This window comes from Cohnella lubricantis, from assembly GCF_014212015.1.
Taxonomy (GTDB): domain Bacteria; phylum Bacillota; class Bacilli; order Paenibacillales; family Paenibacillaceae; genus Cohnella; species Cohnella lubricantis.
The window spans coordinates 1-25,762 of record NZ_JACJVN010000019.1; the positions used below are offsets into that span (position 1 = coordinate 1).

Sequence of the window (25,762 nt, forward strand, 5' to 3'; positions counted from 1 at the left end):
AACCGTCCGCAAGGCCAAGGTCAAGGCGGCTACGGCGGCAACCGTCCGCAGGGCCAAGGCGGGGGCCGTCCGCAGGGCCAAGGCGGGGGCCGTCCGCAGGGCCAAGGCGGCTACGGCGGCGCGCCTCGCATTCCGGCTCCGCCGGTCACGGCAGGGGCGGCTCCGGCCAACCGCGGCGGCGCTCGTCCTGGCGGTCGCCCGGACGGCAAGCGCGACGACTTCAACCGGAACGGCAATGCAGCCGGGAAGGGACGCAAGGACGACTTCGGCAAGCGGTTCGAGGAAGGCCGCTTCGGCACCCGTCCCAAAGTGAGAGGCGGCAAGAACGCCAAAGGCAGAGGCAACCAGCCTCCGCGCGAGAAGATCGACAACACGCCGAAGAAGGTTATTGTCCGCGGCGAGATGACGGTCGGCGAATTGGCGAAGCTGCTTCATAAGGATGCTTCCGAAGTTATCAAGAAGCTGCTCATGATGGGCGTCATGGCCACGATTAACCAAGATCTCGACTTGGATACAGTTCTGCTCGTTGCCGGCGAATTCGGCGTCGAGACCGAAGTGAAGATCGTCGTGGAGGACACCAACTTCGAGACGGTCGAAGAGAACGACGATCCGGACGATCTGGTAACGCGTCCCGCAGTCGTTACGATCATGGGCCACGTTGACCACGGCAAGACGACGCTGCTGGACGCCATTCGCGAGACGCACGTCGCGAGCGGTGAGGCTGGCGGCATTACCCAGCACATCGGCGCTTACCAAGTGGAAGTCAACGGCAAGAAGATCACATTCCTGGACACCCCGGGCCACGAAGCGTTCACGACGATGCGCGCCCGCGGCGCCCAGGTGACCGATATTACGATTCTGGTCGTTGCGGCCGACGACGGCGTCATGCCTCAGACGGTCGAGGCGATCAACCACGCCAAAGCGGCGAACGTGCCGATTATCGTCGCGGTGAACAAGATCGACAAGCCAGGCGCGAATCCGGACAAAGTCAAGCAAGAGCTGACCGAATACGGCCTCGTTCAGGAGTCCTGGGGCGGCGATACGATCTTCGTCGAGCTATCGGCGAAGCAGCGCACCAACCTTGACGGCTTGCTTGAGATGATTCTGCTCGTTGCCGAAGTGAACGACTACAAGGCGAACCCGGACAAACGCGCTCGCGGTACGGTGATCGAAGCCGAACTCGACAAGGGCAAAGGCCCGATTGCCCGTGTACTCGTTCAGAACGGTACGCTCAAAGTGGGCGACGCCTTCGTCGCAGGCGACTGCTTCGGCCGCGTGCGCGCCATGACGAACGATCGCGGACGCCGCGTCAAGGAAGCCGGACCTTCAACGCCGGTTGAGATTACCGGTCTGACCGAAGTGCCGCAAGCCGGCGATCCGTTCATGGTGTTCGAGGACGAGCGCAAGGCTCGCGAGATTGCCGACAAGCGCTCGATCAAGTCGCGCCAAGACGCGATGAAGTCGAACCAGAAGGTCACGCTGGACGATCTGTTCAGCAAGATCAAGGAAGGCGAGATCAAGGATCTCAACGTCATCCTCAAAGCGGACGTTCAAGGTTCGCTCGAAGCGCTCAAAGGGTCGCTTGAGAAGATTGAGGTTGAAGGCGTTCGAGTCAAGACGATTCACAGCGGCGTCGGCGCCATTACCGAATCCGACATCTCGCTGGCGGTCGCATCCGGCGCCATCGTCATCGGCTTTAACGTTCGTCCGGAAGCGCGCGCGGCGGCGACGGCCGAACAGGAGAAGGTCGACGTTCGCCTGCACCGCATCATTTACAAGGTGATCGAAGAGATTGAACAGGCGATGAAGGGCATGCTGGATCCGGTATTCGCGGAGAAAGTGACCGGCCACGCCGAGGTACGCGAGACGTTCAAGGTCAGCAAGGTCGGCACGATCGCCGGCTGTATGGTGACGGACGGCAAAGTGACCCGCAACGCCGAAGCCCGCGTCATCCGCGCCGGAGTCGTCGTGTTCGAAGGCAAGATCGATTCGCTCAAGCGATTCAAGGATGATGCGAAGGAAGTATCGGAAGGCTATGAGTGCGGCATTACGCTCGAGAAGTTTAACGATCTTCAGATCGGCGACATCATCGAAGCATACGTGATGGAGTCCGTCGAGCGCTGATCCGCAATAGACAATGAGGTGAATACATGGCGAAATTTCGCGTCGGACGGGTTGGCGAACAGATCAAGAAAGAGATCAGTACGCTAATTCAGACGGAGCTCAAAGATCCCCGGATCGGATTCATTACGGTAACCGGCGTCGACGTAACCGGCGATCTGTCGGAAGCTCGCATCTACTTGAGCATTCTCGGCAACGAGGAGCAGAAGGAAGCGACACTGCATGCGCTCGGCCGAGCCAAGGGGTTCCTTCGCACCGAGCTCGGACGCCGGATGCGTCTGCGGCATACGCCGGAGATCGAATTCCGCTTTGACAGTTCGATTCAATACGGCAGCCACATCGAAGCGCTGCTGCAGGAGATCAATCGGGAGAGTCGGAACGTATGAGCTTAGAACGGCAGCTCGAGGAAGCGGCGAACTTCATCCGGGGACGAGACGAGTTCCTCATCGTCTCCCACGTGCAGCCGGACGGCGACGCCATCAGTTCGACGGCGGCCGTCGGCTGGCTGCTAGGTAAGTTGGGCAAGCAATACGCCATGTACAATGACGGGCCTGTGCCCTCCAGGCTGAGTTACCTATGGAACAGTGAAGAGATCGCAACGGCTGCGAGGCCGCCGCAGAAGAAATACCGGAATATTATTCTGGTCGACTGCGCTGACTTCGCTCGCTCCGGCGCGGCTAAGGAGCTGTTCGCGGATGAAGCGGAGCTGCTGAACATCGACCACCATCCGACCAACGATGCCTTTGGCCTCGTGAATCTGCTTCAATTCGATGCGGCGGCGACGGCGGAGATCTTGTTCGACCTGATCCAGGCGTTCAACCTTCCGCTGGACGCCGACGTCGCGACCGCCCTATATACCGGCCTTATGACCGATACCGGCGGGTTCCGTTACGCGAATACGAGCTCGCATGTCATGAACATCGCCTCCCGGCTGCTCGATGCCGGAGCTGACGGACCCGCACTGGCGGAGAAGTTGCTGGAGCGCATGACGATGGGACAGATGAGGATGATTCAGCGGGCGCTCGCCCGCTTGTCATTCAGCGAAGACGGCCGTATCGGCTGGCTATGGGTATCGAAGGATGATTTAAGCGAGACTGGTGCCAGCAACGAAGATTTGGAAGGGCTGGTTAACTATCCGCGCAACGTGGAGGGTGTGGAGGTCGGCCTCTTGTTCAAGCAGACAGAACCAAGCTCGGTTAAGATCAGCTTGCGTTCCGCCGGCCTCGTGAACGTAGCGGCAGTCGCGCAGCAATTCGGCGGCGGCGGCCACGTCCGAGCCGCGGGCTGCCGAGTGGCGGTTCCGCTGGACGAGGCGGTCGAGCAGGTGGTAGGCGCCATTCGGACGGCGCTGGAGGATGCGGGATGAGCCCGCAAGCTGCAGCGGCGATAGAAGGCGTTCTTGCAATCTGGAAGCCGGCTGGCTGGACGTCGCACGACGTGGTGGCCAAGGCGAGGCGGATCTTGCGAATCAAGCGCATTGGACACACCGGCACGCTCGATCCGGCTGTTACCGGGGTGCTTCCGATCTGCATCGGACGCGCGACGCGGATGGTGGAATACTTGCAGGAGATGCCGAAGACTTACGAAGCGCTGCTCCGCTTCGGCATCGCGACCGATACGGAGGATACCGGCGGCGAAGTGATTGAGAGGATGGATGCTTCCCATCTGACGGAAGAGCAGATTCGGGAAGCGGCGCTGTCGTTCATTGGGGATATCCTCCAGGTTCCGCCGATGGTATCAGCGGTGAAGGTCGACGGCAAGCGGTTGTATGAGCTCGCCCGCCAAGGCGTTACCGTCGAGCGCAAGGCGCGGCCGGTCACCATTCACCGTATCGATGTGGAACGGATCGACGCGTCCAGACCGCATCCGGAGCTTCGGTTCTCCGTGACGTGCTCCAAAGGAACGTATATCCGTACGCTGTGCGTGGACATCGGACGCAAGCTGGGCGTTCCCGCCGTCATGGCGGAGCTCATTCGGACGTCAAGCGCTGGGCTCACCCGGGAAGATTCCGTCACGCTCGAGGAGCTTGAAGAGCTGCAGAAGCGGGGCGAGACGACGGACAAGCTGCTGGCGGCCGACGAACTGCTGGATTACCTCCCGCGCACGTCGGCGGAAGCCCGGGAAGCCGAGCACGCGCTGCAAGGCAAAGCGATCCCGCGCAGCGCGCTCAAGCCGGCGCCGGGGGAGAGCGGCCTATGGCGGCTGTACCGGGAAGAAGACGGCGCCTTCCTTGGCTTGTTCGAGCCGGCGGCCGGGGAAGATACAGTTCGGCCGGTCAAAGTATTTCATCCTTCCGAGCAGCCGGAAGGATAGAAGAACCGGCAGAACGAAGTGCAGGAGGATTCAGGTGGAACGTTTCGAGATTACGTATTCGCAGGCGGAGCAATCGTTCGTTATTCCTCCCGGCGCCGTTCGGCCCGAAGGGATGGCGCTCGCTATCGGTTTCTTTGACGGGGTTCATCTCGGACATGCGGAAGTGATTCGCAAGGCGGTCGCAGCCGCCCGCGAGCGCAGCCAGATTCCCGCGGTGCTCACATTCGACCCGCATCCGCGCGTTGTGCTCGGCCAGGATCAGTACCATACGGTGCTGACTCCGCTGGCGGATAAGCTGGACTTATTCGCGAGTCTTGGCGTGGAAGCGGCGTTCGTCATGAAGTTCAACAAGGAGTTCTCGCAAGTCCCGGCCGACAAGTTCGTGAAGGAGTTGCTGCTGACGATGGGCGCGAAGACGGCGGTTGTCGGCTTCGACTTCCGCTTCGGCCATCGCGGTCAAGGCGATGCGTCTCTGCTTCGCATAGCGGCCGGAGGCGCCATCGACGTACAGGTCGTCGACCCGGTCTACCGGGAAGGCGTCAAAGTGAGCAGCACACGCATTCGCGAGCTGCTGGCCGAAGGCGATTGCGAGCAAGCGGCTGCGCTGATGAACCGCCCGTATGAAGTGACCGGCACGGTTGTTCACGGGAAGGCGCTTGGAAGACAGCTGGGATTTCCGACGGCGAACTTGGATGCAGCGGGCGCATACGTTCTTCCGCGTCACGGCGTCTACGCCGTGAAGGTGAGAGGGGCGGCCGGCGATTCAAGCGAGGCGTTAAACGGCGTCATCAACGTCGGCGTCCGTCCGACGGTCGACGAAGACGGTACGGTGCCGAAGCTGGAAGTGCACCTGCTGAACTTCTCGGGAGATCTCTACGGCCGAAGCTTGAAGGTGCAATTCAGGCATTACTTGCGGCCCGAGATGAAGTTCGGTTCGCTGGACGATCTCGTCGCCCAGATCAGAGAAGACGCGATAGCGGCGGAGGAATGGCTGAACGCCGCGAAATAAAGCACTTTTTCCAACCTTCTGATTGTGTTCGGCATCCTTCATATGTTATACTACTATTCGTTGCGTAGAACGGCGATAGCCTATACTCGCGGCATAACCTTAGCTTGGCTGTCCGCGCTCACCGGCGGCTGCGAGGCTAACGGCGATTATAAGATTAAGGAGGTGAATTAGGATGGCATTGACTCAAGAACGCAAGCAGGAACTGATCGAGCAATTCAAGACGCACCCGACGGACACGGGATCCCCGGAAGTCCAAGTCGCTATCCTGACGGAGAACGTCAATAACTTGACGACTCACTTGCGGGAACACAAGAAGGACCACCACTCCCGCCGCGGCCTGCTCAAGATGGTCGGCCAACGCCGCAAGCTGTTGGCATACCTGAAGAACAAGGACGTTCGTCGTTACAGCGCTCTGATCGAGAGACTCGGCTTGCGCCGTTAATTTCGTTATCGAGAGAAGCAACCTGGTCGTGTCGCACGGGAACGAACCCGCGGGCGCCGGGTTGCTTTTTACATGATTGCAGAGTTATTTGCGCCTTGGCGCGCTTGGCCTATTGCCTAAGATGCGCTTGGCAGGAAATAATAAAGACAGTGTCGAAAGTACATAAGTCTACATAGAGGAGGGATTCCCATGGAACAACGCGTTGAAATGCTGCTTGGCGGACGTCCGTTCGCACTGGAAACGGGACGTCTGGCTAAGCAGGCCAACGGCGCCGTCGTCGTCCGTTACGGGGACACCGTCGTATTGTCCACCGTCACGGCATCGCCAGGGCCGAAGGATCTCGATTTTTTCCCGCTTACCGTTAACTATGAAGAGAAGCTGTATGCCGTAGGCAAAATTCCCGGTGGATTCATCAAGCGGGAAGGACGTCCGAGCGAGAAGGCGATTCTCGCCAGCCGCCTGACGGACCGCCCGATTCGCCCGCTGTTCCCGGAAGGGTTCCGGAACGACGTGCAGATCGTCAACATGGTCATGAGCGTCGATCAAGATTGCTCGCCGGAGATTGCGGCCATGATCGGCACCTCCGCGGCCTTGTCGATCTCGAACGTGCCGTTTAACGGTCCGATCGGCGGCGTTATCGTCGGCCGTGTCGACGGCAAGTTCGTCATTAACCCGACGGTCGCCGAAGAAGAGAAGAGCGACATGTACGTCGTCGTCGCAGGCACGCGCGACGCCATCATGATGGTGGAAGCCGAAGCCGACGAAGTGCCGGAAGCGGACATGCTCGAAGCGATCATGTTCGGTCACGACGAGATCAAGAAGATCGTCGATACGATTGACAAGCTTGTCGCAGTCGCTGGACAGCCGAAGATGGAAGTGAAGCTGCATGCCGTTGATTCGGCCGTCGAAGCCGACGTCAACGCTTATGCGAAGGACCGTCTAGTTGAAGCGGTTCGCATCGCCGAGAAGCATGCCCGCCAAGAAGCGATCGACGCGATCAACGACGAGACGGTAGAGCACTTCGCCGCTGTCTATGCCGATACGCCAGAGAAGCTGGCTGACGTCAAGGAAGTGCTCTACGACATCGTTAAGAATGAAGTCCGCCGCCTGATTACGCATGACAAAGTGCGCCCGGACGGCCGGAAGCTAGAGGAGATCCGTCCGATCTCCGCCGATGTCTCGCTGCTGCCGCGTACGCACGGCTCCGGCTTGTTCACTCGCGGCCAGACGCAGGCACTTAGCATCTGTACGCTGGGTGCGCTCGGCGACGTGCAAATTCTCGACGGCATCGGCCTCGAAGAGTCGAAGCGCTTCATGCACCATTACAACTTCCCGCCGTTCTCCGTCGGCGAAGCCCGTCCGCTGCGCGCGCCAGGCCGCCGCGAGATCGGACACGGCGCATTGGGCGAACGCGCGCTGCTGAAAGTTATCCCTTCCGAGGAAGAGTTCCCGTACACGATTCGTCTCGTATCCGAAGTGCTGGAGTCGAACGGTTCGACTTCGCAGGCCAGCATCTGCGCGAGCACGCTCGCTCTGATGGACGCAGGCGTGCCGATCAAAGCTCCGGTTGCCGGCGTGGCGATGGGCCTGATCAAGGACGGCGAACACTTCTCGATCCTGACCGATATTCAAGGAATGGAAGACCATCTCGGGGATATGGACTTCAAGGTAGCCGGTACATCGGTCGGCGTAACGGCCATCCAGATGGACATCAAGATCGACGGCATCGACCGCGCGATTCTGAATCAGGCGCTTGATCAAGCCCGCGAAGGCCGCATGTTCATCCTCGGCAAGATGCTCGAGGTAATGAAGCAGCCGCGCGGCGAGCTCAGCAAATACGCGCCGAAGATCGTCACGATGCGCATTCATCCGGACAAGATCCGCGATGTCATCGGTTCCGGCGGCAAGGTTATCAACAAGATCATCGAAGAGACCGGCGTCAAGATTGACATCGAGCAGGACGGCATGGTGTATATCGCTTCTTCGGACGCTGCGGCGAACGAGAAGGCGCGTTCCATCATTGAAGGCATCGTGCGCGAAGTCGTCGTCGGCGAGATCTATCTCGGCACTGTGAAGAGGATCGAGAAGTTCGGCTGCTTCGTTGAGATTCTGCCGGGCAAGGACGGCCTCGTACACATCTCGCAGCTGGCGAACGAGCGGGTGGCGAAGGTGGAGGACGTCGTGAACATCGGAGACAAGATCCAGGTGAAGGTGACCGAGATCGATTCGATGGGACGGATCAATCTCTCCCGCAAAGTGCTGTTGAGCCCGGAAGAGTCCGTCAAGTAAGCCGCTCCATACCTAAATAGCAAGGGACAAAAGAGACCGATTTCGTCAGTCTCTTTTTTTATTTGCCTTCGGAGGAGGCTCTCTTCCCTTATGGGGGCTGCTGCGTTACTTTGGGGGGATAAGTTATGCCGCTTTGGCATAAGATGGAGACAAGGCAAATGACGGACATGCCGGATGATCGGCGATGCGATTGGCGAGATGTGACCGGAGGTGAGTGGAGCGATGAGAAAGGCGTCGCCTGCCCGGCTGGCGGCGATTGTAATAGTATTCGCAGCCCTGCTGGCGGCTGGCCGCTATGGCCCGCTGGAGGCGTACATACACACCGTCAAACAGCACGTGACCGCGTCGGCGAACGCGTTCCGGACAGGCTCCGGGCCCGAATTGCTGGAATGGATTCAATCCGAGGCGCCGAAGCGCCGGATTGAGCCGAAGAACGCGGTTATCGACCGAGTCTGGAAGGCGATCCCCGGCTATAACGGGCGCGAAGTCGACATCGAAGCCACCTATGCGCAAGCTCGCGCCATCGGCGCCAAGCCGGGGGCGGGGGACTCTTTTCCATGGGTATACAAGGAAGTGTCTCCGCGCATCGGGCTGGACGACCTGCCGGCGTCTCCAATTTACAGGGGCAACCCGGACAAGCCGATGGTGGGCCTCATGATCAATGTCGCGTGGGGCAACGAGCACTTGAAGCCGATCTTGGACACGCTCCGGGAAGAGAAGGTGTCGGCCACCTTCTTCTTCGACGGAAGCTGGTTGAACAAGAACGCCGATCTCGCGCAGGAGATCGTGCGGCAGGGTCATGAAGCGTCCAACCATGCGTACACGCATCCGAATATGAGCAGTCTTGGCGTTGCGCGGCAACGGCAAGAGATTGAACGGACGGAAGCGCTGCTTAAGACGAAGCTGGGCGTGACGAACCGGTGGTTCGCGCCGCCGTCGGGAGATTATAACGAGCAGACGATCCGCGCTGCTTCCGATTACGGGCTGAAGACCGTCATGTGGACGCTGGATACGGTTGATTGGAAGAACCCTCCCGCATCCTCTGTCATCACTAAAGTGAGAGCCCGAGTGCAAGCCGGAACGCTTATTCTGATGCATCCGACCCAAACGACGGAGGAATCGCTGGGAGAGATCATCCGCTTGATCCGTTCCAAGGGACTCGTCCCGGGAACCGTCTCGGAGACCCTGTCGGCCAAGCGTCTTGATTTGCCCGAGAAGCGCTAATGGACGCCCGCCGGCCTTCGTTCGCTGGTTGTTGCTTCCAGCTGCGCAGGTTGAGGCGGGTGTCGATATTTGGTATAGTGTTACTATTGATCTTTTAGGGGGAAATCGGGTGAATAAATATTATTTGAAGAACGGTCTTCGAGTGGTCATCGAGTCGATTCCGACCAGCCGGTCGGTGTCGTTCGGCATTTGGGTTAAGACCGGTTCCCGCTATGAGACGCCTGCTAACAACGGGATCTCCCATTTCATCGAACATATGCTGTTCAAGGGCACGAACCGCCATACGGCGAAGGACATTGCCGACAAATTCGATGGCATCGGCGGCAACGTCAATGCGTTCACATCGAAGGAATATACGTGCTATTTCGCCAAGGTGCTGGACCAGCATCTGCCGATAGCTGTCGATATTCTCTCCGACATGTTCTTCGAATCGCAGCTTGCGCAAGAAGAGCTTGCGAAGGAGAAGAACGTCATTCTCGAGGAGATCTCGATGTACGAAGATACGCCGGACGATACGGTTCACGATCTGGCGTCCCGCGCCTCGATGGGCGACCATCCGCTTGCTTATTCCATTCTCGGAACGGCCGAACGACTGAACGCGATGGGACCGGCGGACCTTAGGCAATATATGTCGGAGCGGTATTCGATCTCGAACACCGTCATTAGCCTCGCCGGCAACGTCGGCGAAGAAGCGCTCGAGCTGCTGGAGCGTCACTTCGGCCGGTTCGACGTCACGGGAAGCGAGATGAAGCTGTCGGCTCCTGCCTTCCGTTCCGACGCGCTGTTCCATCAGAAGAAGACGGAGCAGAATCACCTGTGCTTGACGTTCCCGGGCTGCTCGATCGAAGATCCGAAAATGTACGCGATGGTCCTCCTCAACAATACGATCGGAGGCGGCATGAGCTCTCGCTTGTTCCAAGAGATTCGAGAGAAGCGCGGTCTGGCTTACTCCGTCTATTCCTATCATACGTCCTATGCGGATAGCGGCTTGTTCACGGTATACGCCGGCACGGCGCCGAAGCAGACGAAGGACGTGTACGATCTGACGATGGAGATGCTGGGCGAGATCAAAGCGAATGGCTTGACTGAAGCCGAGATCGTTCGGGGCAAGGAACAGCTGAAGGGCAATTTGATCTTGAGCCTGGAGAGCACAAGCAGCCGGATGAATCGTCTAGGCAAGAACGAGCTGATGCTTGGACGCCACTATACATTGGATGAGATGCTGGATCGTATCGATTCGGTAACGGTGGAAGACGTGAACGGGATGATTGATCGGATCATGGCGGAGCCGTGCTCGATCGCCCTCGTAGGCTCGCAAGAGAAAGTGTTGTCCGGAATAGGGAGGGAGTTCGTTGTATCCAGTTCAACTGAAGCGTCTTCCGGGGAATGAAGACATCGCCCTGCCGAAGCGGATGTCCGAATGGGCAGCCGGCTTCGACCTTCATGCGGCGATCGAAGAACCGCTGACGCTCGCGCCGGGCGAGCGCGCGCTCGTGCCGACGGGCTTCGCGATGGCGATGCCTCGCGAGCTGGAGGCGCAAATCCGGCCGCGCAGCGGCTTGGCGTTGAAGCACGGCATTACGTGCTTGAACTCGCCGGGCACGATCGACGCCGACTACCGCGGTGAAGTGAAGGTGCTGCTGATCAACCTGGGGCAGCAGCCGTTCGTCATCGAGCGGGGAGAGCGCATCGCGCAGATGGTATTCCAAACCGTTCCGCAAGTAGAGCTGTCCGAAGTGTCCGAGCTATCCGAGACCGTCCGCGGCGAAGGCGGCTTCGGGCACACAGGCAAATAAGCTAATCGCAATAAGGATAAGACGCAGCAACTTATATCGCTTCTTCGACATCACGGGAGATCGCTTTCCAAAGTCGAGGAGGCGATTTTTGTGTTATCGAGCGGAATGGCGACAACGGCGGCTATCCCTTGCATTTTCCACTTATACTCTTATAGGCTTATCCCCTCAGCTCAGTGCTATTTTCGAAAAGGATATATGCACTTCAGCAACCAGCAGCCTACTATTAACGTTTCATATAAAAAACAGAAAAGAAAGGTGAATCGTCCATGGGTCCTGATTCGATGTTTGAAATGGGGAAAGTAATGTTCACGATTGTTCCGATCTTCTTCGTAATCGTTATCGGCCTGATCGTATTCAGCGTCGTTCGCAGCATCGGGCAATGGAGCCGCAACAACGGGCAGCCGGTGTTAAACGTTCACGCGCGCATCGTCAGCAAGCGGACTAATGTGTCCCATTATCACCATGACAACGATTCGATTCATGACAGCTCGCATACGACCTACTATGTGACGTTCGAGGTGGAGAGCGGCGATCGGATGGAGCTGAAGGTGAGCGGGACGGAATTCGGGATGCTGGCGGAAGAGGATATCGGTTCGCTGCAGTTTCAGGGGACGCGTTATCTTGGGTTCCAGCGGGAGCCGAACAGGATGAGGGCGTTCTGAAGTGATGGGATAAGGGGAAAATTAAAAAGAAGGCTTGCGGAGTTCATCCGCAGGCCTTCTTGGCGCTGAACGACAAATCATTAACCGCGCACGAGCTTCAGGCGATAAGCGTATTCGAACAGGAATTCGAACGCCTCGAGATGTTTTCTCGCTTCGAAGGCGTCGCGTCCCCAAGCATAGATGCCGTGCTTGCGAAGCAGGATGCCGGGGATGCGCGGGTTCAGCCGATCGGTCACCTCGGGCACGATGCGCGGGATGTCGGCGAAGTTGGAGACGATCGGCACGTCGATGACCGCTTCCTCGTCCCAGATGTTGAACGCTTTGATCAGCTCGACGCCTTCGATCGGAACGGCGCGGCGGTCCCAGTACAGCTCGGATACGAGACTATTGAAGACGGAATGGATGTGGAAGATCGCGCCGCAGCCCGTCAGCCGGTAAATCTCGCAGTGGATGAGCGTCTCCGCCGAAGGCTTGAGCGCGGTCGGCTCGCACGCTTTGCCGGTCTCGTCGACGAGCAGGAAGTCTTCCGGCGTGGAAGCCGCTTTGTCCTTGCCGCTGGCCGTCACCGCGAAGGTGAAGCTCTCGGGCGAGTAATCGCCGACGCGCATCGACAGGTTGCCGCTCGTGCCCGGGAACCAGCCTCGGGAGGCGAAGTCGGCTTTGACGGCGCTTAGCTCGCGGTAGATCCGCTGCTTCTCCTCTAGCAGAATCAGCTTACGTTGTAGTTCGCTCATGAGTTCCAGTCTCCTTGCTCCAGATGATGAACGACGTCGTGGAACGTCTCGAACGGAATGTGCGGCAGGCCAAGCTCGACGCATCTCTCGGTCAAGTGGGAGCGGGAGAAGACGAGGTCAACCAGCTTGGCGCCGGCGAAGTCGGTGACGCTGTCCCCGATGAGAATCCGCGTGTAGCGGTCCTGCGGGAACCGACGGATGACAGCCGTCTTGCACATGCCGCAGTCGTTGTCGCAATGCTCGTCGCACGAATGCGGCCAAGTGATGCGGATGCGCTCGCCGCTGAAGTCGCTGCCGTTGCAGTAGATGTGGTCCTTCGGAATGCCGAAGGGGGCGAGCAATGGATAGACGAAGAAATCAATGCCGCCGCTCGTCACGAAGAATTCGACGCCATTGGTCTTGCACCAGTCGAGCAGCTGCTGGAAGCCGGGGCGAATGCCAGCCGTCTTCAGAATGTAGGAGGTGATCTCCTCCTTCATGGACGACGGCAGCAGCTCGAACATCTCCCCGACGCCTTGGCGTACGGACTTGCGAAGCGCAATTATGTCTTCGACAATCGGCACCCAGCCCTCCGGATTGAAGTGCTTCATGACGGCGACGATGTTGTCGCTCAGCGTGATCGTTCCGTCGAAGTCGCAGAACAGGACGGGCGGTTTGCCGCTGCGAAGGATCGGATTAACGCTGGCGGTAAGCTTCGAATGGCTCGCTTTGCTATTGCCGCTCATGCTGCTCTTGTTGTCTATTGAAGTCATGCGTTGCGAACCCCCCAGCGTTCAATAGCCAGTCTCAGCTCTTCATGATCGGCTGCATAATCAGCCAGCTCCCGGCCGGCCATGACGGCGTCGATCGCTTGGCGGAACGCTCGCCCGCCGGCGGCAGCGCCTTGCGGATGGCCGTGCACGCCGCCGCCGGCGTTCACGACGACCTGCTCGCCGAAGTCGCGCAGAATAAGCGGTACCAGGCCGGGATGTATGCCGGCGGAAGGTACGGGGAACGTCTCGCGCAGCGGCAGGGACTTGTCCATCAGAGCGGCTTGAATGGCCAGGTTCTCTTCCTTCGGCATGACGACGGAGCCGTAGGGAGAAGGGAACAAGGACAGATCGGCGCCGGCGACACGGACGAGCTTGCCCAGCAGAAGGGACGCTGCGATGCCGTGATAGGGAGACGGATAATAGGCGCCTGCGAGCGCCGGGTGAGCGGCGATCGGCACGTTGATCGCCGAATCGTTCGCCAGCTCGGCGAGCGCGTCGAAGCCGTAGGAGAGCACGTTGAAGAGCAAGCCGTTCGCGCCCGCGTCGATCGCCCGTCTCGCGTTCTCGCGCAGCTTCGAAGTTGGGCCGGTCAGGTTGGTGTAGTAGATCAGCTTCTGGCCGGTCTCGCGCTCGGCTTGCCGGGCAGCATCGATACAAGCCTCGACTCGCTTCTCGAGAGGCGTCAACGGATTCTCGAACAGAATCTCGTCGTCCTTGATCAGATCGACGCCGCCGAGCGCTTGCTGCAGGAATTGCTCGCGCAGATTCGGCAGGTCGTAGCCGATGACGGATTTGAAGATGCTCATGAGCAGCGGCCGGTCATGAACGCCCAACCGGTCGCGGATACCCTTGATGCCGAAGCGGGGACCGCTGAATGCGCTCAAGAACTCGGCGGAAGGGCTCAGGTCGAGCAGTTTGATGCGTCCGTCCATGGACAGCTTGCCGAACGTCGTGACGAGCAGCGCGGGCAGATCGCGGCTGAAGTTCGCATCCGGATAGGCGACCGTAATGTCGGCGTACCGCTCGCCCGGCGAAGCGCCTTCAGGTTCGTGGACGTCGACGGAGACGACTTGCCCGAGATGCTTCTCCATCTTCTGCTTCGCAACCTCGGGAAGCTCGGTCCAGCTGCCGACCGTGAGACCGACAGCGATGCCTTCGGCCTTCTTGGCAAAGTCGGCTTTGTCGTCGAACAGCCGGTATGTCGCGGTGCTGTAAGTATTAGGGTTGAATAGGTTCTGATTACTCATCGCAGCAAGCCTTCTTTCGTCTTCTGTTCGTTAAGCGAGCCGTCAGCGGTCGAGCGCCTGCTCGGCGATCGCTTGTCCCATCTCTCTCGCTCTATCGGCGCAGCGAGCCATCGCTTGATGGACCGCCTCCGTGAACTGCTGCCGCTCAAGCGTCTCGATCGCCGCTTGCGTCGAGCCGTTCGGCGACGTCACCTTGCGGCGCAGGTCGGCCGGCTCCTCGCCGGTCTGCCGCACCATCTCGGCCGCGCCGAGCACCGTCTGCACGGTCAGCTCGCGCGCCGCTTCCTGCGTGAGGCCTTGGGCCACGCCGGCGGAGATCATCGCTTCCATCATGTAATAGATGTAAGCGGGACCGCTGCCGGAGACCGCAGTGACGGTCTCGAGCAACGGCTCTTCGACGACGGTCGTTAAGCCGACGGCGCCGAACATGGCGAGCGAGAGTTCGCGGCCTTGCGGCGAGACCGCTTCGGAGAAGCTGATGCCCGTCGCCCCGAGCCCGATCGTGCTCGAGGTGTTGGGCATCGTGCGCACGATCGGCTGCTTGCGGCCGATCAGCGTCTCCATCGTCTCGATCGACAATCCGGCGATCAGCGAGACGAGCATTTGGTCTTCGCGCAGCAGCGGCTTCAGCGAGAGCAGCGCTTCGGCTGCGTCCTTCGGCTTCATGCCGAGGACGATGATGTCTGCGCTGGACAGCGCGTCAATGCGCGATTCCGGGGTGATGGCCGGAACGACGCCGTAGCGGCCGTTCAGCTCGCGGAGCCGATCCGCATTTTGCCGATTCAGGACGGTGATCTTGCTTGGGGCAGCGACTTGCGTCTCTGTCAGCCCGCGGAGGATGGCTTCCGCCATGGAGCCCGCTCCGAAGAAGCAAATCTGCAGCTGCTGCAAAGGCGAGACGACGCTTTGAACTGCTTGGTTAGCCATAACGTATATCGCGCTCCGATCTGATAGTATCATGTAATCTCATTAGTTTGATTGTACAGGATCAGCCGCGAATTTGCCCGCTGCCGGTCACGACGTACTTCGTCGACGTCAGGGCGGGGAGGCCCATCGGGCCGCGCGCATGCAGCTTCTGCGTACTGATGCCGATCTCGGCGCCGAAGCCGAATTCGAAGCCGTCGGTGAAGCGGGTGGAGGCGTTGTGATAGACGGTCGCCGCGTCTACGTCCTGCAGGAACCGCTGCGCGTTCTCGCCGGATTCGGTGACGATGCATTCCGAATGCATCGTGCCGAAGCGTCGAATGTGCTGCAGAGCATCGGCAAGGCTGGCGACGACTTTGACGTTCAGAATATAATCGTTATATTCGGTCGCATAGTCCTCATCCGTCGCTTCCTTCGCCCATGGCACGAGCTCGCGCGTCCGCGCGCAGCCGCGCAGCTCCACGTTGGCGGAGCGGAAGCGGCCCGCGAGCGCCGCGAGATGGCGCTCCGCGAAGCTCTCGTGGACGAGCAGCGTCTCCATCGAGTTGCAGACGGAAGGGCGCTGGACCTTCGCGTTCAGCGAGATTGCCTCCGCCATGGCCGGATCGGCCGACGCGTCAAGGAATGTGTGGCAGATGCCCGCGCCGGTCTCGATAACGGGAACGGTCGCGTTCTCGACGACGTTGCGGATCAGCGAAGCGCCGCCGCGAGGGATGACGACGTCAAGCAAGCCGTTCAGCTTCAGCATCTCGTCGACGGAAGCGCGATTCGGATCCTCGATCATCTGCAGCGCATCGGCGGGAATGGCCGTCGTCGCCAGGGCGTCGCGCAGAATGCCGACGATTGTCCGGTTCGATTCGATCGCAGCCGAGCCGCCGCGCAACACGACCGCATTGCCGGTCTTGAGACACAAGCTGGCCGCATCGACCGTCACGTTAGGGCGCGCCTCGTAGATCATGCCGACGACGCCGAGCGGCACGCTGATCTTCTCGACGCGCAGCCCGTTCGGACGGTCGAACGCTTCGAGCAGCACGCCAACCGGATCGGGCAGCTCCACAATCTCGCGCACCCCTTGGGCGATATCTTCGATACGCGCCGTCGTCAGCTTGATCCGGTCCAGCAGGGAAGAGGACGTTCCGTTCTCCCGTCCGCGCGCGAGATCGCGCTCATTGCCTGCCAGAATCTCGTCCTGCCGGGCGAGCAGCGCATCGGCCATCGCCAGCAGCGCTTCATTCTTCTGCTCCGTCATCAGCCGGTTCAGCGTCGCTGCGGCTTCCCTGGCCAATGCGGCCTTCGTTCTCACTTCACTCATGAATCTCCGCCTCCTTCAATACATGGGTCGTGACCCATTCGTCACGGTGTATCACTTCGACTCGGTGAACATCGACGCGCCGGATCGCTTCTTCACTTGGCAATCCGGCAGCGGCAATGAGCTGCCACGAAGCATAATTGGTGACGCCTCTGCCAAGCGTGCTGCCGTCTGCGCCGACGACCTCTACCACGTCGCCGGGATGGAAGTCGCCTTCGGCTCCTGCGACGCCGGCCGGGAGCAAGCTCTTGCCGCCGTGCAGCAGCGCTCGCTCCGCGCCTTCATCGACGATGATGCGCCCTTGCGGGATGGAGAGGAAGCCGATCCATTGCTTCTTGGACGAGAGCGTATGGAGGGAGGTCGTGAAGTAAGTGCCTCGTCCGGATCCGCCGGCTGCCTGCGCCAGATCGCCGGGCTCGGTGACGCGGCCGATGAACGTCGCGACGCCCCCGCCCATGGCGATGCGGGCTGCTTCAATCTTGGAGCGCATGCCGCCGGTGCCGACGGCTGAGCCCGCGCCGCCAGCGATGCGATACAGATCCTCGGAGATAAAGTCGATCTGTCCGATCCGCTTGGCGTCCGGATCCTTGCGCGGGTCGGCGGTGTAGAGCCCTTCGATGTCGGTCAGGATGTATAGGCCGTCCGCCTTGACCAGATTGGCGACGAGAGCCGACAGCGTATCGTTCTCGCTGAACTTCAGCTCATCCGTCGCGACGGTGTCGTTCTCGTTGATGATCGGGACGACGCCATGCTTCAGCAGCTCCTCGATCGTTCGCATCGCATGCTGCGCTCGTACGCGATTGCTGAAGTCCGGGCGGGTCAGCAAGATCTGCGCGGCAGCAAGGCCATGCGCGGCGAACGCTTCTTGGTAAGCCTGCATGAGAAGCGCTTGCCCGACGGCCGCGGCGGCCTGCTTCTCGTGCACAAGCTTGGGCCGCGACGGGTAGCCGATCGGGCGGAAGCCCGCCGCGATGGCGCCGGAGGTGACGAGCAGCACCTGACGGCCCGAACGCTTCAGTTCGGCGAGTTCGCCCGCATAGAACCGGACTTTGTCGCGGCTGAGCCCGCCTTCTTCGGAGGTGAGGGAGCTGCTGCCTATCTTGACGACGATGCGTCCGTACATAACCGGTCACAACCTCTCCTAGTATGTATGCCAAATAAAAAGACTTCCGCCCTTCTGATCAAAGGACGAAAGTCACCTTCCGCGGTACCACCTTCATTGACGCCGCGCGCAGTCGCGCGGGCATCCGCTTGAGATCCTGGTAACAGCAGGAACTGTCCGGCTCGTCGCCGGCCGCTCGGGGGTGGGGGAAGCGGGAGCGAAGGCGAGCTCTCCCAGCCAAGGAGCTCGCTCTCTGATCTTGCCCGATCCGCTTCGTGGCCCGTCAAGGCGTTTGAACGTGTGAAGCCGTCCGTCTCAGACGGCATCGATTAATCCTTAGAATACCATGCGCATCAAGCGTTGTAAAGGAATTGAAGGGCATCCGATGACTCCCGAAGCGGCGATCGCGCGAACTCTGATCCTAGCGGAAAAGGTTCAGCTTGCCGATGCGCTGGATCGCTTCCCGCAGCCGTTCCTCCGGCGCGAGAAGGCCGAGCCGCACGTAGCCTTCGCCGTGCTCGCCGAAGCCGTTCCCCGGCGCGACGACGACATCCGCCTGCTCCAGCAGCAGATCGGCGAATGCCATCGACGTGAAGCCCTGCGGCACCGGCAGCCAGCAGAAGAAGGAGCCTTCCGGCTTCTTCGCCTGCCAGCCGATCTCATCCAGCGCCTCGAACAGCGTGTTGCGCCGCCGCTCATATGTGCCGACGAGCGAGGCGACCGAATCCTGCGGACCGGTCAGCGCTTCGGCGGCGGCTTCCTGGATGCCGCCGAACAGGCTGCAATAATAGTGATCCTGAATGAGGTTGATCATCTCGACGATCTGCGCGTTGCCGAGCGCGAAGCCGACGCGCCAGCCCGCCATGTTGTACGTCTTGGACAGCGTGTAGAACTCGACGCCGACCTCCTTCGAGCCGGGCGTCTCCAGGAAGCTGACCGGACGCTTACCGCCATAGCCGATCGCGCCGTAAGCGAAGTCGCTCGCCACGACGATGCTGTTCTCCTTCGCGAACCGAACCGTCTCCTCATAGAATTCGCGGGATGCGGTCGCTGCCGTCGGATTGTTCGGGTAGTTCAGGAACATCAGCTTGGCGCGCTTCACTGCGTCTTCGCCGAGCGCCGAGTAGTCGGGCAGGAAGCCGTTCCGCTCCAGCAGCGGCATGAACGCCATCTCCGCTTCGGCGAGGGCGACGCCGGACCAATAGTCCGGATAGCCGGGATCGGGCACAAGGCAGACGTCGCCCGGATTGAGCAGGCATTGGCTGATCTCGATGAGGCCGGTCTTGCCGCCGAACAGGATGGCGACTTCGGTCGCGGGGTCCAGCTCGACGCCGTAATCTTCTTTATATCGCTGCGCGACGGCTTCCTTCAGGAACGGATAGCCGCGGAACGGAGGGTACTTGTGGTACAGCGGGTTGTCCGCCGCGTTCTTCAGCTTCTCGACGATGGCGGGCGGCGTCGGCAGATCGGGATTGCCTTGGCCGAGGTTGATGATGTCGGCACCGGTCGCCGCGCGGGCGTTCGCCTTGCCGACGAGCTTCGCGAAAAATTGCTCGGGGAGCGTCTTCAGACGGTCCGCCGGTTGAATGTTGATAGCCATAAGTATCGTTCACACTCCAGCAAATAAGGCATTATCCAAACAAAGATAGGATGAATGTAGCATAACCGCACCTCATAGGCAATCGGAAAAGGCGGAATGCCCTCGCTTGCCGGCGCGGCGGGGAATGAAGTACGATAGCTTCAATAGACAGGTTCGAAGGAGAGAGGCGAGATGGCAGGCAAGTTGCGCTTGGCGCTGGTGCAGATGGATGTTCACGCAGGGGATCCTGAGGATAACTTCGCGCGATTGGAGCAGTTATTGGAGGAAGCAGTCGCGGCCGAGCCGAAGCCCGACGTCATCGTCGTGCCCGAGATGTGGAATACCGGCTACGCGCTGGACCGCATTCAGGAGCTCGCCGATCCGGCAGGAGTGCGGACGAAGGCGTTCGTGTCGGACTTCTGCCGCCGCCACAGGGTGAACGTGATGGCGGGCTCGATTGCCGAGAAGCGGGAGAGCGGGGATGTGACCAACACGGCGTACGGGTTCGACCGGGAAGGTCATGAGATCGCGGCCTATTCGAAAATCCACCTGTTCAAGCTGATGGACGAGCATCTTCACTTGGAAGCCGGCGGGCAGCTCGGACGGTTCGAGCTGGAAGGGGTGCAGGCCGGCGTCATGATCTGTTATGACATCCGGTTCCCCGAGCTTGCGCGCCGCCTCGCGCTTGACGGCGCGAAGGTGCTGTTCGTGCCGGCGGAGTGGCCGCATCCGCGGCTGCACCATTGGCGGACGCTGCTGCAGGCGCGCGCGATCGAGAACCAAATGTTCGTCGTCGCGTGCAACCGCTCCGGCGTGAGCGGCGATACGCATTTCTTCGGGCATTCGATGGTTGTCGACCCGTGGGGCGAGATCGTTGCCGAGGCAGGCGAAGAGGAGACCATCGTGCGGGCGGAGATCGACCTCGCGCTGACGGACGAGGTGCGCGGGCGCATCCCGGTGTTCGCGGACCGGCGGCCGCAGCTGTACGAGCAGCATTCGGTGGATTGAGGTGAACGTTCATGCCATAACGGAACGGCGTTCCGTTATCTCGCCGCCAATACTTGCTCGTAGACGCAATAGCGGAACACCGTTCCGTTATCCGCCGCATTCATTCGAGTAACCCTCTAAGAACGCGGAAATAACGGAACGCAGTTCCGTAACTTCGCGTACATCGTGCTTTGGCTCGCCAATAGCGGAACGCCATTCCGTTATTGGCGAGAATACCGTACGTCTTGGTACGAGACGTACGGTATTCTCGATAATCTAACCGCCTCTAGAGGTGCGGTTTGCTTGTGCGCCCGCTGTCAGTTATCCGCCGTCGCTTGCGTAGAGCTTGTTCATTGTCTCGCGGAACGTGTCGATGAACGCTTCGGCGGCGCGGGAGAGATAGCGTCCCTTGCGGTAGGCGATGACGAGCGTTCGGGCCGGCGCGCCTTCGAGCCGGACGTAGACCGGGGTGAGCCCGTTCGTCGGCTTGCGCGCCATCATCCGCGGCACGAAGGCGATGCCCATGCCCGCGGCGACGAGCGACTGCACCGTCTCGATGTTGTTACTCTCGAATGCGACGCGCGGGCTGAAGCCCGCCTCCGCGCACAGGTTATGCGCGATCGCGCGGAAGCCTTGACCTTTCTTCAGAAGGACGAAGGGCTCGTCCTTCAGATCGGCGACGGGAACCGCGCGTTTGCCTGCGGCGCTTGCCAGCCGGTGGTCCGGAGGCACCGTGAGGTAGATCTCTTCTTCGATGATCGACTCGTATGCTAGAGACGGCTCGATCATCGGCAGCGAGAGCAGGCAGACGTCGATGCCGCCGCTGGCCGTCAGCTGCTCGAGCTGCGACGTCGTCTCTTCGACGAGCGCGAGCTCGATGTCCGGGTAGGAGGCGCGGAACGCCGTCAGCACGTGGGGGAGCAAGTGCGACCCGGTCATCGGCAGGCTGCCGATGATGATGCGGCCTTTGCGCAGATCGGCAATGTCTTCCATCTCTCGCCGCAGCTGCTCGGTCATGTCGACGATGCGCTGGGCCTTCTCCACGAACACGGAGCCCGCATGCGTCAGCTCCACGGAATTGGTGCTGCGCTTGAACAGCAGCACGCCGAGCTCCTTTTCGAGCTTGGATAGCTGTTGGCTTAAGGAAGGCTGCGCGATGTGCAGCTTCTCGGCGGCGCGAGAGAAGTTGCGTTCCGCGGCGATTTGAATGACGTATTGAAGCAATCGGATTTCCATAACGGTTCTTCCTTTCGACCGAAGGCTAAAGTTGATTCTTGTATCCCATTATAGCATGAACCTATCAAGCTTATAGATATGATATCTTGGAGCAATTAATCATACGGTGCTATGATAGAGGCAAGAAGGAAGCTGGACAGTTGAACAAGAGGTGAATATGGATGAGCAAGAAGACTATGTTCGAGAAGATTTGGGACAATCACGTTATTCATTCGGAAGCAGGCAAGCCAAGCATTCTGTATATCGACCTTCATCTGGTGCATGAGGTCACTTCTCCGCAGGCGTTCGAGGGGCTTCGCCTGAACGGCCGCAAGGTGCGCCGTCCGGATCTGACGTTCGCGACGATGGACCATAACGTGCCGACGAAGGATCGCTTCAACATCTCCGATCCGATCTCCAAGCAGCAGGTCGACACGCTGACGAAGAACTGCCGGGACTTCGGCGTGAAGCTGTATGACCTGAATACGCTTGACCAAGGCGTCGTGCACGTCATGGGACCGGAGCTGGGACTAACCCATCCGGGCAAAACGATCGTCTGCGGCGACAGCCACACGTCTACGCACGGCGCGTTCGGCGCCCTGGCATTCGGCATCGGCACAAGCGAAGTAGAGCACGTGCTTGCCACGCAATGCCTGCAGCAATCGAAGCCGAAGACGATGGAAGTGCGCTTCGTAGGCAAGCGCCCGGCCGGCATTACGGCGAAGGACCTCATCCTCGGCCTGATCGCCAAGTACGGCACCGACTTCGCGACCGGCTACGTCATCGAGTATACCGGCGAAGCGATCCGCGGCCTGTCGATGGAAGAGCGCATGACCGTCTGCAACATGTCCATCGAAGGCGGCGCGCGCGCCGGCTTGATCGCACCGGACGATACGACGTTTAACTATCTGCGCGGCCGCGAATACGCGCCGCAGGGCGCGGACTTCGACCGTGCGGTCGAGCAATGGAAGGCGCTGACCACCGACGAGGGAGCCGAATACGACCGCGTCGTCGAGCTGGATGTCGCATCTCTGATTCCGCAAGTGACCTGGGGCACGAGCCCGGGCATGGGCACCGATATTACGTCGGCTGTTCCGGATCCGGCGAAGATGAGCACCGAGAACGAGCGCAAAGCAGCCGAGAAGGCGCTGGAATACATGGATTTGAAGCCGGGCATGCCGATGTCGGAGATCCCGATCGACTATGTGTTTATCGGTTCCTGCACGAACGGCCGGATCGAAGACCTGCGCGCCGCGGCTAAGGTCGCCAACGGCCACAAGGTGAGCCCGAACGTCACGGCGATCGTCGTGCCGGGCTCCGGACGCGTCAAGCTGCAGGCGGAGAAGGAAGGACTCGACAAGATCTTCACCGCAGCCGGCTTCGAATGGCGCGAAGCGGGATGCTCCATGTGTCTCGCGATGAACCCTGACGTGCTGCAGCCGGGACAGCGCTGCGCGTCCACGTCGAACCGCAACTTCGAAGGCCGTCAAGGCCGCGGCGGACGCACGCATCTCGTCTCGCCGGAGATGGCTGCGGCAGCGGCGATCAAGGGCAAGTTCACCGACGTTCGCAACTGGGAATTCAAGTCCGAAGTGACGGCATAAGAAGGGAGCTGCGATACTATGCAACCATTTACGACATTGACGGGGCTCGTCGCGCCGGTTGACCGCGTGAACGTAGACACCGATGCAATTATCCCGAAGCAATTCCTCAAACGAATCGAGCGGAGCGGCTTCGGCCAATTCCTGTTCTTCGAATGGCGCTGGGACGAGTTGGGCAACGAGATTCCGGAGTTCAGCCTGAACCAGCCGCGTTATCAAGGCGCGTCCGTTCTGATCTCGCGCGCCAACTTCGGCTGCGGATCTTCCCGCGAGCACGCGCCATGGGCGATTCTCGACTATGGCTTCCGCGTCGTGATCGCGCCGTCGTTCGCCGACATCTTCTACAACAACTGCTTCAAGAACGGCATTCTGCCGATCAAGCTTAGCGAAGAGCAGGTTGAGGAGCTGTTCCAGCGGACGGAAGCCAATGTCGGCTATCAGCTGACAATCGATCTGGAGAACATGACGATCTCGGACGGCGCCGGCTTCGACATCAAGTTCGAGCTGGATGAGCATCGCCGCCAATTCTTGCTGCAAGGACTTGACGATATTGGCTTGACGCTGAAGCAAGCGGATGCGATCGATGCTTATGAAGCGAAGCATGCGGCTCGCCTAGCCAATTCTTTCTAAGATTTATAGCTTCTGAGACCTATTGCATGCAAGAATCGACAAGAACGAATGGTCCTTTGTGCCCGAATCGGCAATATTCGGGTCAAAGGGCCTTTTTTTCCTCGAAATCTCGCAACTTTTGCCTACTACCGGCGTCTAATGTTTCGTAGACAAGCCCGGTCGGCAGACGCCCGGCCGGTACGTTCGCAAGACATTGACACCGAGGTGAAGCATGAAGAAGTGGACGTTCCTGTTGATTGTCGCTGCCGTCATGCTGTTCCTGTCAGCGAATATGGCGTCCGCGGAGACGGTGACGCCAAAGCTGATTCTGGACGGCAAAGTATTGAATCCCGCCCAGCCCCCTGAACTGATCGGCCAATATACGATGGTTCCGATCCGGACGGCTTCGGAGAACTTGGGTTATAACGTCGATTTCGACAACGACAAGAAGATGGTGACGGTCACCGGCGGTTCGAATGTCATTACGATGGTTGTCAATCAGGGCAACGCGTCGGTGAACGGCGATACGACCGCACTGCAAGCGCCTCCCGTCATTAAGTCGGGCACTACGCTCGTGCCGCTCCGGTTCGTTGGCGAAGCGTTAGGGGTGCAGGTGTACTGGGACAACATTAGCAAATCTGCGTTCATGTACAGCGCATCCTCTGCCGGCGGCTCGTCATCCGGATCGGATTCGCAAACCCCTTCCGGACCGGTTTCCGGCGCCGATTCGAACACCGGGTCGAACTCGGGTTCTAGCTCCGGCTCGAACGAGGCTCCAAGCGCTTCAGCGCCCCCGGAGGGCGGTCTGATCGGGGTCGTGCCGCCGGAGGATAATCTGGAAGGCGGCGTGACAGACAGTTCGAACGGCGTGCCGGACAGCGCGCTGGCTCAGGTTCATTCCGTCAGCTTCGAGAACAATTCAGTCGTGCTCAAATACAGCGACGGCTCGCTTCAGCCAGCCGTGACGGTATTGACAGGGCCGGATCGAATCGTTGTCGATCTGCCCGGCGCCGACTTCGCGGCGGACTTCATGCCGACGCTGGAGGCGAATGCCGACGGCAGCTTGAAGAAGATCGGGGAGATAGCTGTCACCGGGCACGAAGCTTTGACGAAGATTCGCTACTCGATGTATTCGGATAATCCGAGAACGATTCGGATCGTTCTTGATCTCAGCCAGCGATGGGGCTATTCAATCACGAATGACGCTTTGACAGGCGAATTGCGAATCGGAATGCAGCAGCCTACCTTGCTTAATAACGGCAAGTATACAGTCGTCCTAGACGCCGGCCACGGCGGCAGCGATCCGGGAGCGCCGAGCATTACCGGCAAGTGGGAGAAGGACTTCACGCTGTCCGTCATTCTGAAGCTTCAAGCGATACTCGTTCAAGACAGTCGGTTAAACGTAGTGCTGACGAGATCAGGCGATACCTATCCGACGTTGGCGGACCGATATAATTTAGCGAACTCTCTGAATGCCAATCTGTTCTTGTCGGTACATGGCAACAGCAATACCAACCGATCGATTGCCGGTACGGAGGTTTATTACACAAGGGCGGACAGCTTGGACTTCGCTAAGGTCGTTCAGCAGTACGCTGTTCCGGCAGGAGGACTTCGGGATCGAGGCATCCGCCAGCAGAGCCTCGCGGTAACCCGCGAGACGATGATGCCTGCGGTGCTCTATGAAGCCGGGTACCTGTCCAACGCCGACGACGAGAAGATCTTGTACACGGATAGCTTCCAGAATAATGTCGCACAAGGTTTAGCGACGGCCATCCTGAAATATTTGAAGTTGGCTTAACGCCGCGGCCATCCGCGCGCGTACAAACGGATCGAACAGGGGAGAAGGA

23 protein-coding genes are annotated in these 25,762 nt (G+C 59.9%); 15 read left to right on the forward strand and 8 right to left on the reverse strand.

Annotation, left to right across the window (positions count from 1 at the left end; translation table 11 throughout):
• The 11 genes from infB to H4Q31_RS04340 form a co-directional block, all read left to right on the forward strand.
• Positions 1 to 2,124, forward strand: a 2,124-nt coding sequence (infB, locus tag H4Q31_RS04290; RefSeq protein ID WP_260440100.1) for a translation initiation factor IF-2, incomplete at its 5' end; no start/stop codon positions are given.
• 26 nt (positions 2,125 to 2,150) lie between these two features.
• Positions 2,151 to 2,507, forward strand: a complete 357-nt coding sequence (rbfA, locus tag H4Q31_RS04295; RefSeq protein ID WP_185177837.1) for a 30S ribosome-binding factor RbfA — start codon at positions 2,151 to 2,153, stop codon at positions 2,505 to 2,507.
• A complete protein-coding gene (locus tag H4Q31_RS04300; RefSeq protein ID WP_185177838.1) occupies positions 2,504 to 3,487 on the forward strand; it encodes a DHH family phosphoesterase in 984 nt (327 codons plus the stop codon). The genes rbfA and H4Q31_RS04300 overlap by 4 nt, the downstream gene beginning before the upstream one ends.
• Complete coding sequence (gene truB / locus H4Q31_RS04305; protein ID WP_185177839.1) at positions 3,484 to 4,434, forward strand: tRNA pseudouridine(55) synthase TruB; 951 nt, start codon at positions 3,484 to 3,486, stop codon at positions 4,432 to 4,434. The genes H4Q31_RS04300 and truB overlap by 4 nt, the downstream gene beginning before the upstream one ends.
• A gap of 34 nt (positions 4,435 to 4,468) precedes the next feature.
• Positions 4,469 to 5,443: a bifunctional riboflavin kinase/FAD synthetase gene (locus H4Q31_RS04310; RefSeq protein WP_185177840.1), complete on the forward strand. Its 975-nt coding sequence runs from the start codon at positions 4,469 to 4,471 to the stop codon at positions 5,441 to 5,443.
• 172 nt (positions 5,444 to 5,615) lie between these two features.
• Positions 5,616 to 5,885 (forward strand): 30S ribosomal protein S15, encoded by a 270-nt coding sequence (gene rpsO, locus H4Q31_RS04315; protein WP_185177841.1) that lies wholly within the window; start codon positions 5,616 to 5,618, stop codon positions 5,883 to 5,885.
• 189 nt (positions 5,886 to 6,074) lie between these two features.
• Positions 6,075 to 8,174, forward strand: coding sequence for a polyribonucleotide nucleotidyltransferase (gene pnp, locus H4Q31_RS04320; protein WP_185177842.1), 2,100 nt, complete (start codon positions 6,075 to 6,077; stop codon positions 8,172 to 8,174).
• Between the two features lie 222 nt (positions 8,175 to 8,396).
• Complete coding sequence (locus tag H4Q31_RS04325; RefSeq protein ID WP_185177843.1) at positions 8,397 to 9,398, forward strand: polysaccharide deacetylase family protein; 1,002 nt, start codon at positions 8,397 to 8,399, stop codon at positions 9,396 to 9,398.
• A 109-nt stretch (positions 9,399 to 9,507) separates the two neighbouring features.
• Positions 9,508 to 10,788 (forward strand): M16 family metallopeptidase, encoded by a 1,281-nt coding sequence (locus H4Q31_RS04330; protein WP_185177844.1) that lies wholly within the window; start codon positions 9,508 to 9,510, stop codon positions 10,786 to 10,788.
• Positions 10,751 to 11,194 (forward strand): dUTP diphosphatase, encoded by a 444-nt coding sequence (gene dut, locus H4Q31_RS04335; RefSeq protein ID WP_185177845.1) that lies wholly within the window; start codon positions 10,751 to 10,753, stop codon positions 11,192 to 11,194. The genes H4Q31_RS04330 and dut overlap by 38 nt, the downstream gene beginning before the upstream one ends.
• A 290-nt stretch (positions 11,195 to 11,484) precedes the next feature.
• Positions 11,485 to 11,856 (forward strand): DUF2500 domain-containing protein, encoded by a 372-nt coding sequence (locus H4Q31_RS04340; protein WP_446483085.1) that lies wholly within the window; start codon positions 11,485 to 11,487, stop codon positions 11,854 to 11,856.
• A gap of 80 nt (positions 11,857 to 11,936) precedes the next feature.
• Here H4Q31_RS04340 and mtnB read toward each other — a convergent pair whose 3' ends face one another.
• The 7 genes from mtnB to H4Q31_RS04375 form a co-directional block, all read right to left on the reverse strand.
• A complete protein-coding gene (gene mtnB / locus H4Q31_RS04345) occupies positions 11,937 to 12,590 on the reverse strand; it encodes a methylthioribulose 1-phosphate dehydratase (protein ID WP_185177846.1) in 654 nt (217 codons plus the stop codon).
• Positions 12,587 to 13,315, reverse strand: coding sequence for a 2-hydroxy-3-keto-5-methylthiopentenyl-1-phosphate phosphatase (locus tag H4Q31_RS04350; RefSeq protein WP_185177955.1), 729 nt, complete (start codon positions 13,313 to 13,315; stop codon positions 12,587 to 12,589). Before H4Q31_RS04350 ends, mtnB begins: the two co-directional genes overlap by 4 nt.
• A 23-nt stretch (positions 13,316 to 13,338) precedes the next feature.
• Positions 13,339 to 14,589: a 2,3-diketo-5-methylthiopentyl-1-phosphate enolase gene (locus H4Q31_RS04355; protein WP_185177847.1), complete on the reverse strand. Its 1,251-nt coding sequence runs from the start codon at positions 14,587 to 14,589 to the stop codon at positions 13,339 to 13,341.
• Positions 14,590 to 14,631: 42 nt separating this feature from the next.
• On the reverse strand, positions 14,632 to 15,516 hold the full coding sequence (gene proC, locus H4Q31_RS04360) for a pyrroline-5-carboxylate reductase (RefSeq protein WP_185177848.1): 885 nt from the start codon (positions 15,514 to 15,516) through the stop codon (positions 14,632 to 14,634).
• Between the two features lie 61 nt (positions 15,517 to 15,577).
• Positions 15,578 to 16,825: a glutamate-5-semialdehyde dehydrogenase gene (locus H4Q31_RS04365; protein WP_185177849.1), complete on the reverse strand. Its 1,248-nt coding sequence runs from the start codon at positions 16,823 to 16,825 to the stop codon at positions 15,578 to 15,580.
• Positions 16,818 to 17,945 (reverse strand): glutamate 5-kinase, encoded by a 1,128-nt coding sequence (proB, locus tag H4Q31_RS04370; RefSeq protein ID WP_185177850.1) that lies wholly within the window; start codon positions 17,943 to 17,945, stop codon positions 16,818 to 16,820. Before proB ends, H4Q31_RS04365 begins: the two co-directional genes overlap by 8 nt.
• 400 nt (positions 17,946 to 18,345) lie before the next feature.
• Positions 18,346 to 19,524: a pyridoxal phosphate-dependent aminotransferase gene (locus H4Q31_RS04375; RefSeq protein ID WP_185177851.1), complete on the reverse strand. Its 1,179-nt coding sequence runs from the start codon at positions 19,522 to 19,524 to the stop codon at positions 18,346 to 18,348.
• Between the two features lie 171 nt (positions 19,525 to 19,695).
• Here H4Q31_RS04375 and H4Q31_RS04380 point away from each other — a divergent pair, with 171 nt between their 5' ends.
• A complete protein-coding gene (locus tag H4Q31_RS04380; protein ID WP_185177852.1) occupies positions 19,696 to 20,511 on the forward strand; it encodes a carbon-nitrogen family hydrolase in 816 nt (271 codons plus the stop codon).
• Between the two features lie 300 nt (positions 20,512 to 20,811).
• Here H4Q31_RS04380 and H4Q31_RS04385 read toward each other — a convergent pair whose 3' ends face one another.
• A complete protein-coding gene (locus H4Q31_RS04385) occupies positions 20,812 to 21,726 on the reverse strand; it encodes a LysR family transcriptional regulator (protein WP_185177853.1) in 915 nt (304 codons plus the stop codon).
• 161 nt (positions 21,727 to 21,887) lie between these two features.
• On the opposite strand from H4Q31_RS04385, the gene leuC reads away from it, so the two are divergent.
• The 3 genes from leuC to H4Q31_RS04400 all read left to right on the forward strand — a co-directional run bounded on the left by leuC (position 21,888) and on the right by H4Q31_RS04400 (position 25,713).
• Positions 21,888 to 23,309 (forward strand): 3-isopropylmalate dehydratase large subunit, encoded by a 1,422-nt coding sequence (gene leuC, locus H4Q31_RS04390; protein WP_185177854.1) that lies wholly within the window; start codon positions 21,888 to 21,890, stop codon positions 23,307 to 23,309.
• Between the two features lie 18 nt (positions 23,310 to 23,327).
• Positions 23,328 to 23,936: a 3-isopropylmalate dehydratase small subunit gene (gene leuD / locus H4Q31_RS04395; protein WP_185177855.1), complete on the forward strand. Its 609-nt coding sequence runs from the start codon at positions 23,328 to 23,330 to the stop codon at positions 23,934 to 23,936.
• Positions 23,937 to 24,147: 211 nt separating this feature from the next.
• On the forward strand, positions 24,148 to 25,713 hold the full coding sequence (locus H4Q31_RS04400; protein WP_185177856.1) for an N-acetylmuramoyl-L-alanine amidase family protein: 1,566 nt from the start codon (positions 24,148 to 24,150) through the stop codon (positions 25,711 to 25,713).
• The last annotated feature ends 49 nt before the right edge of the window (positions 25,714 to 25,762 follow it).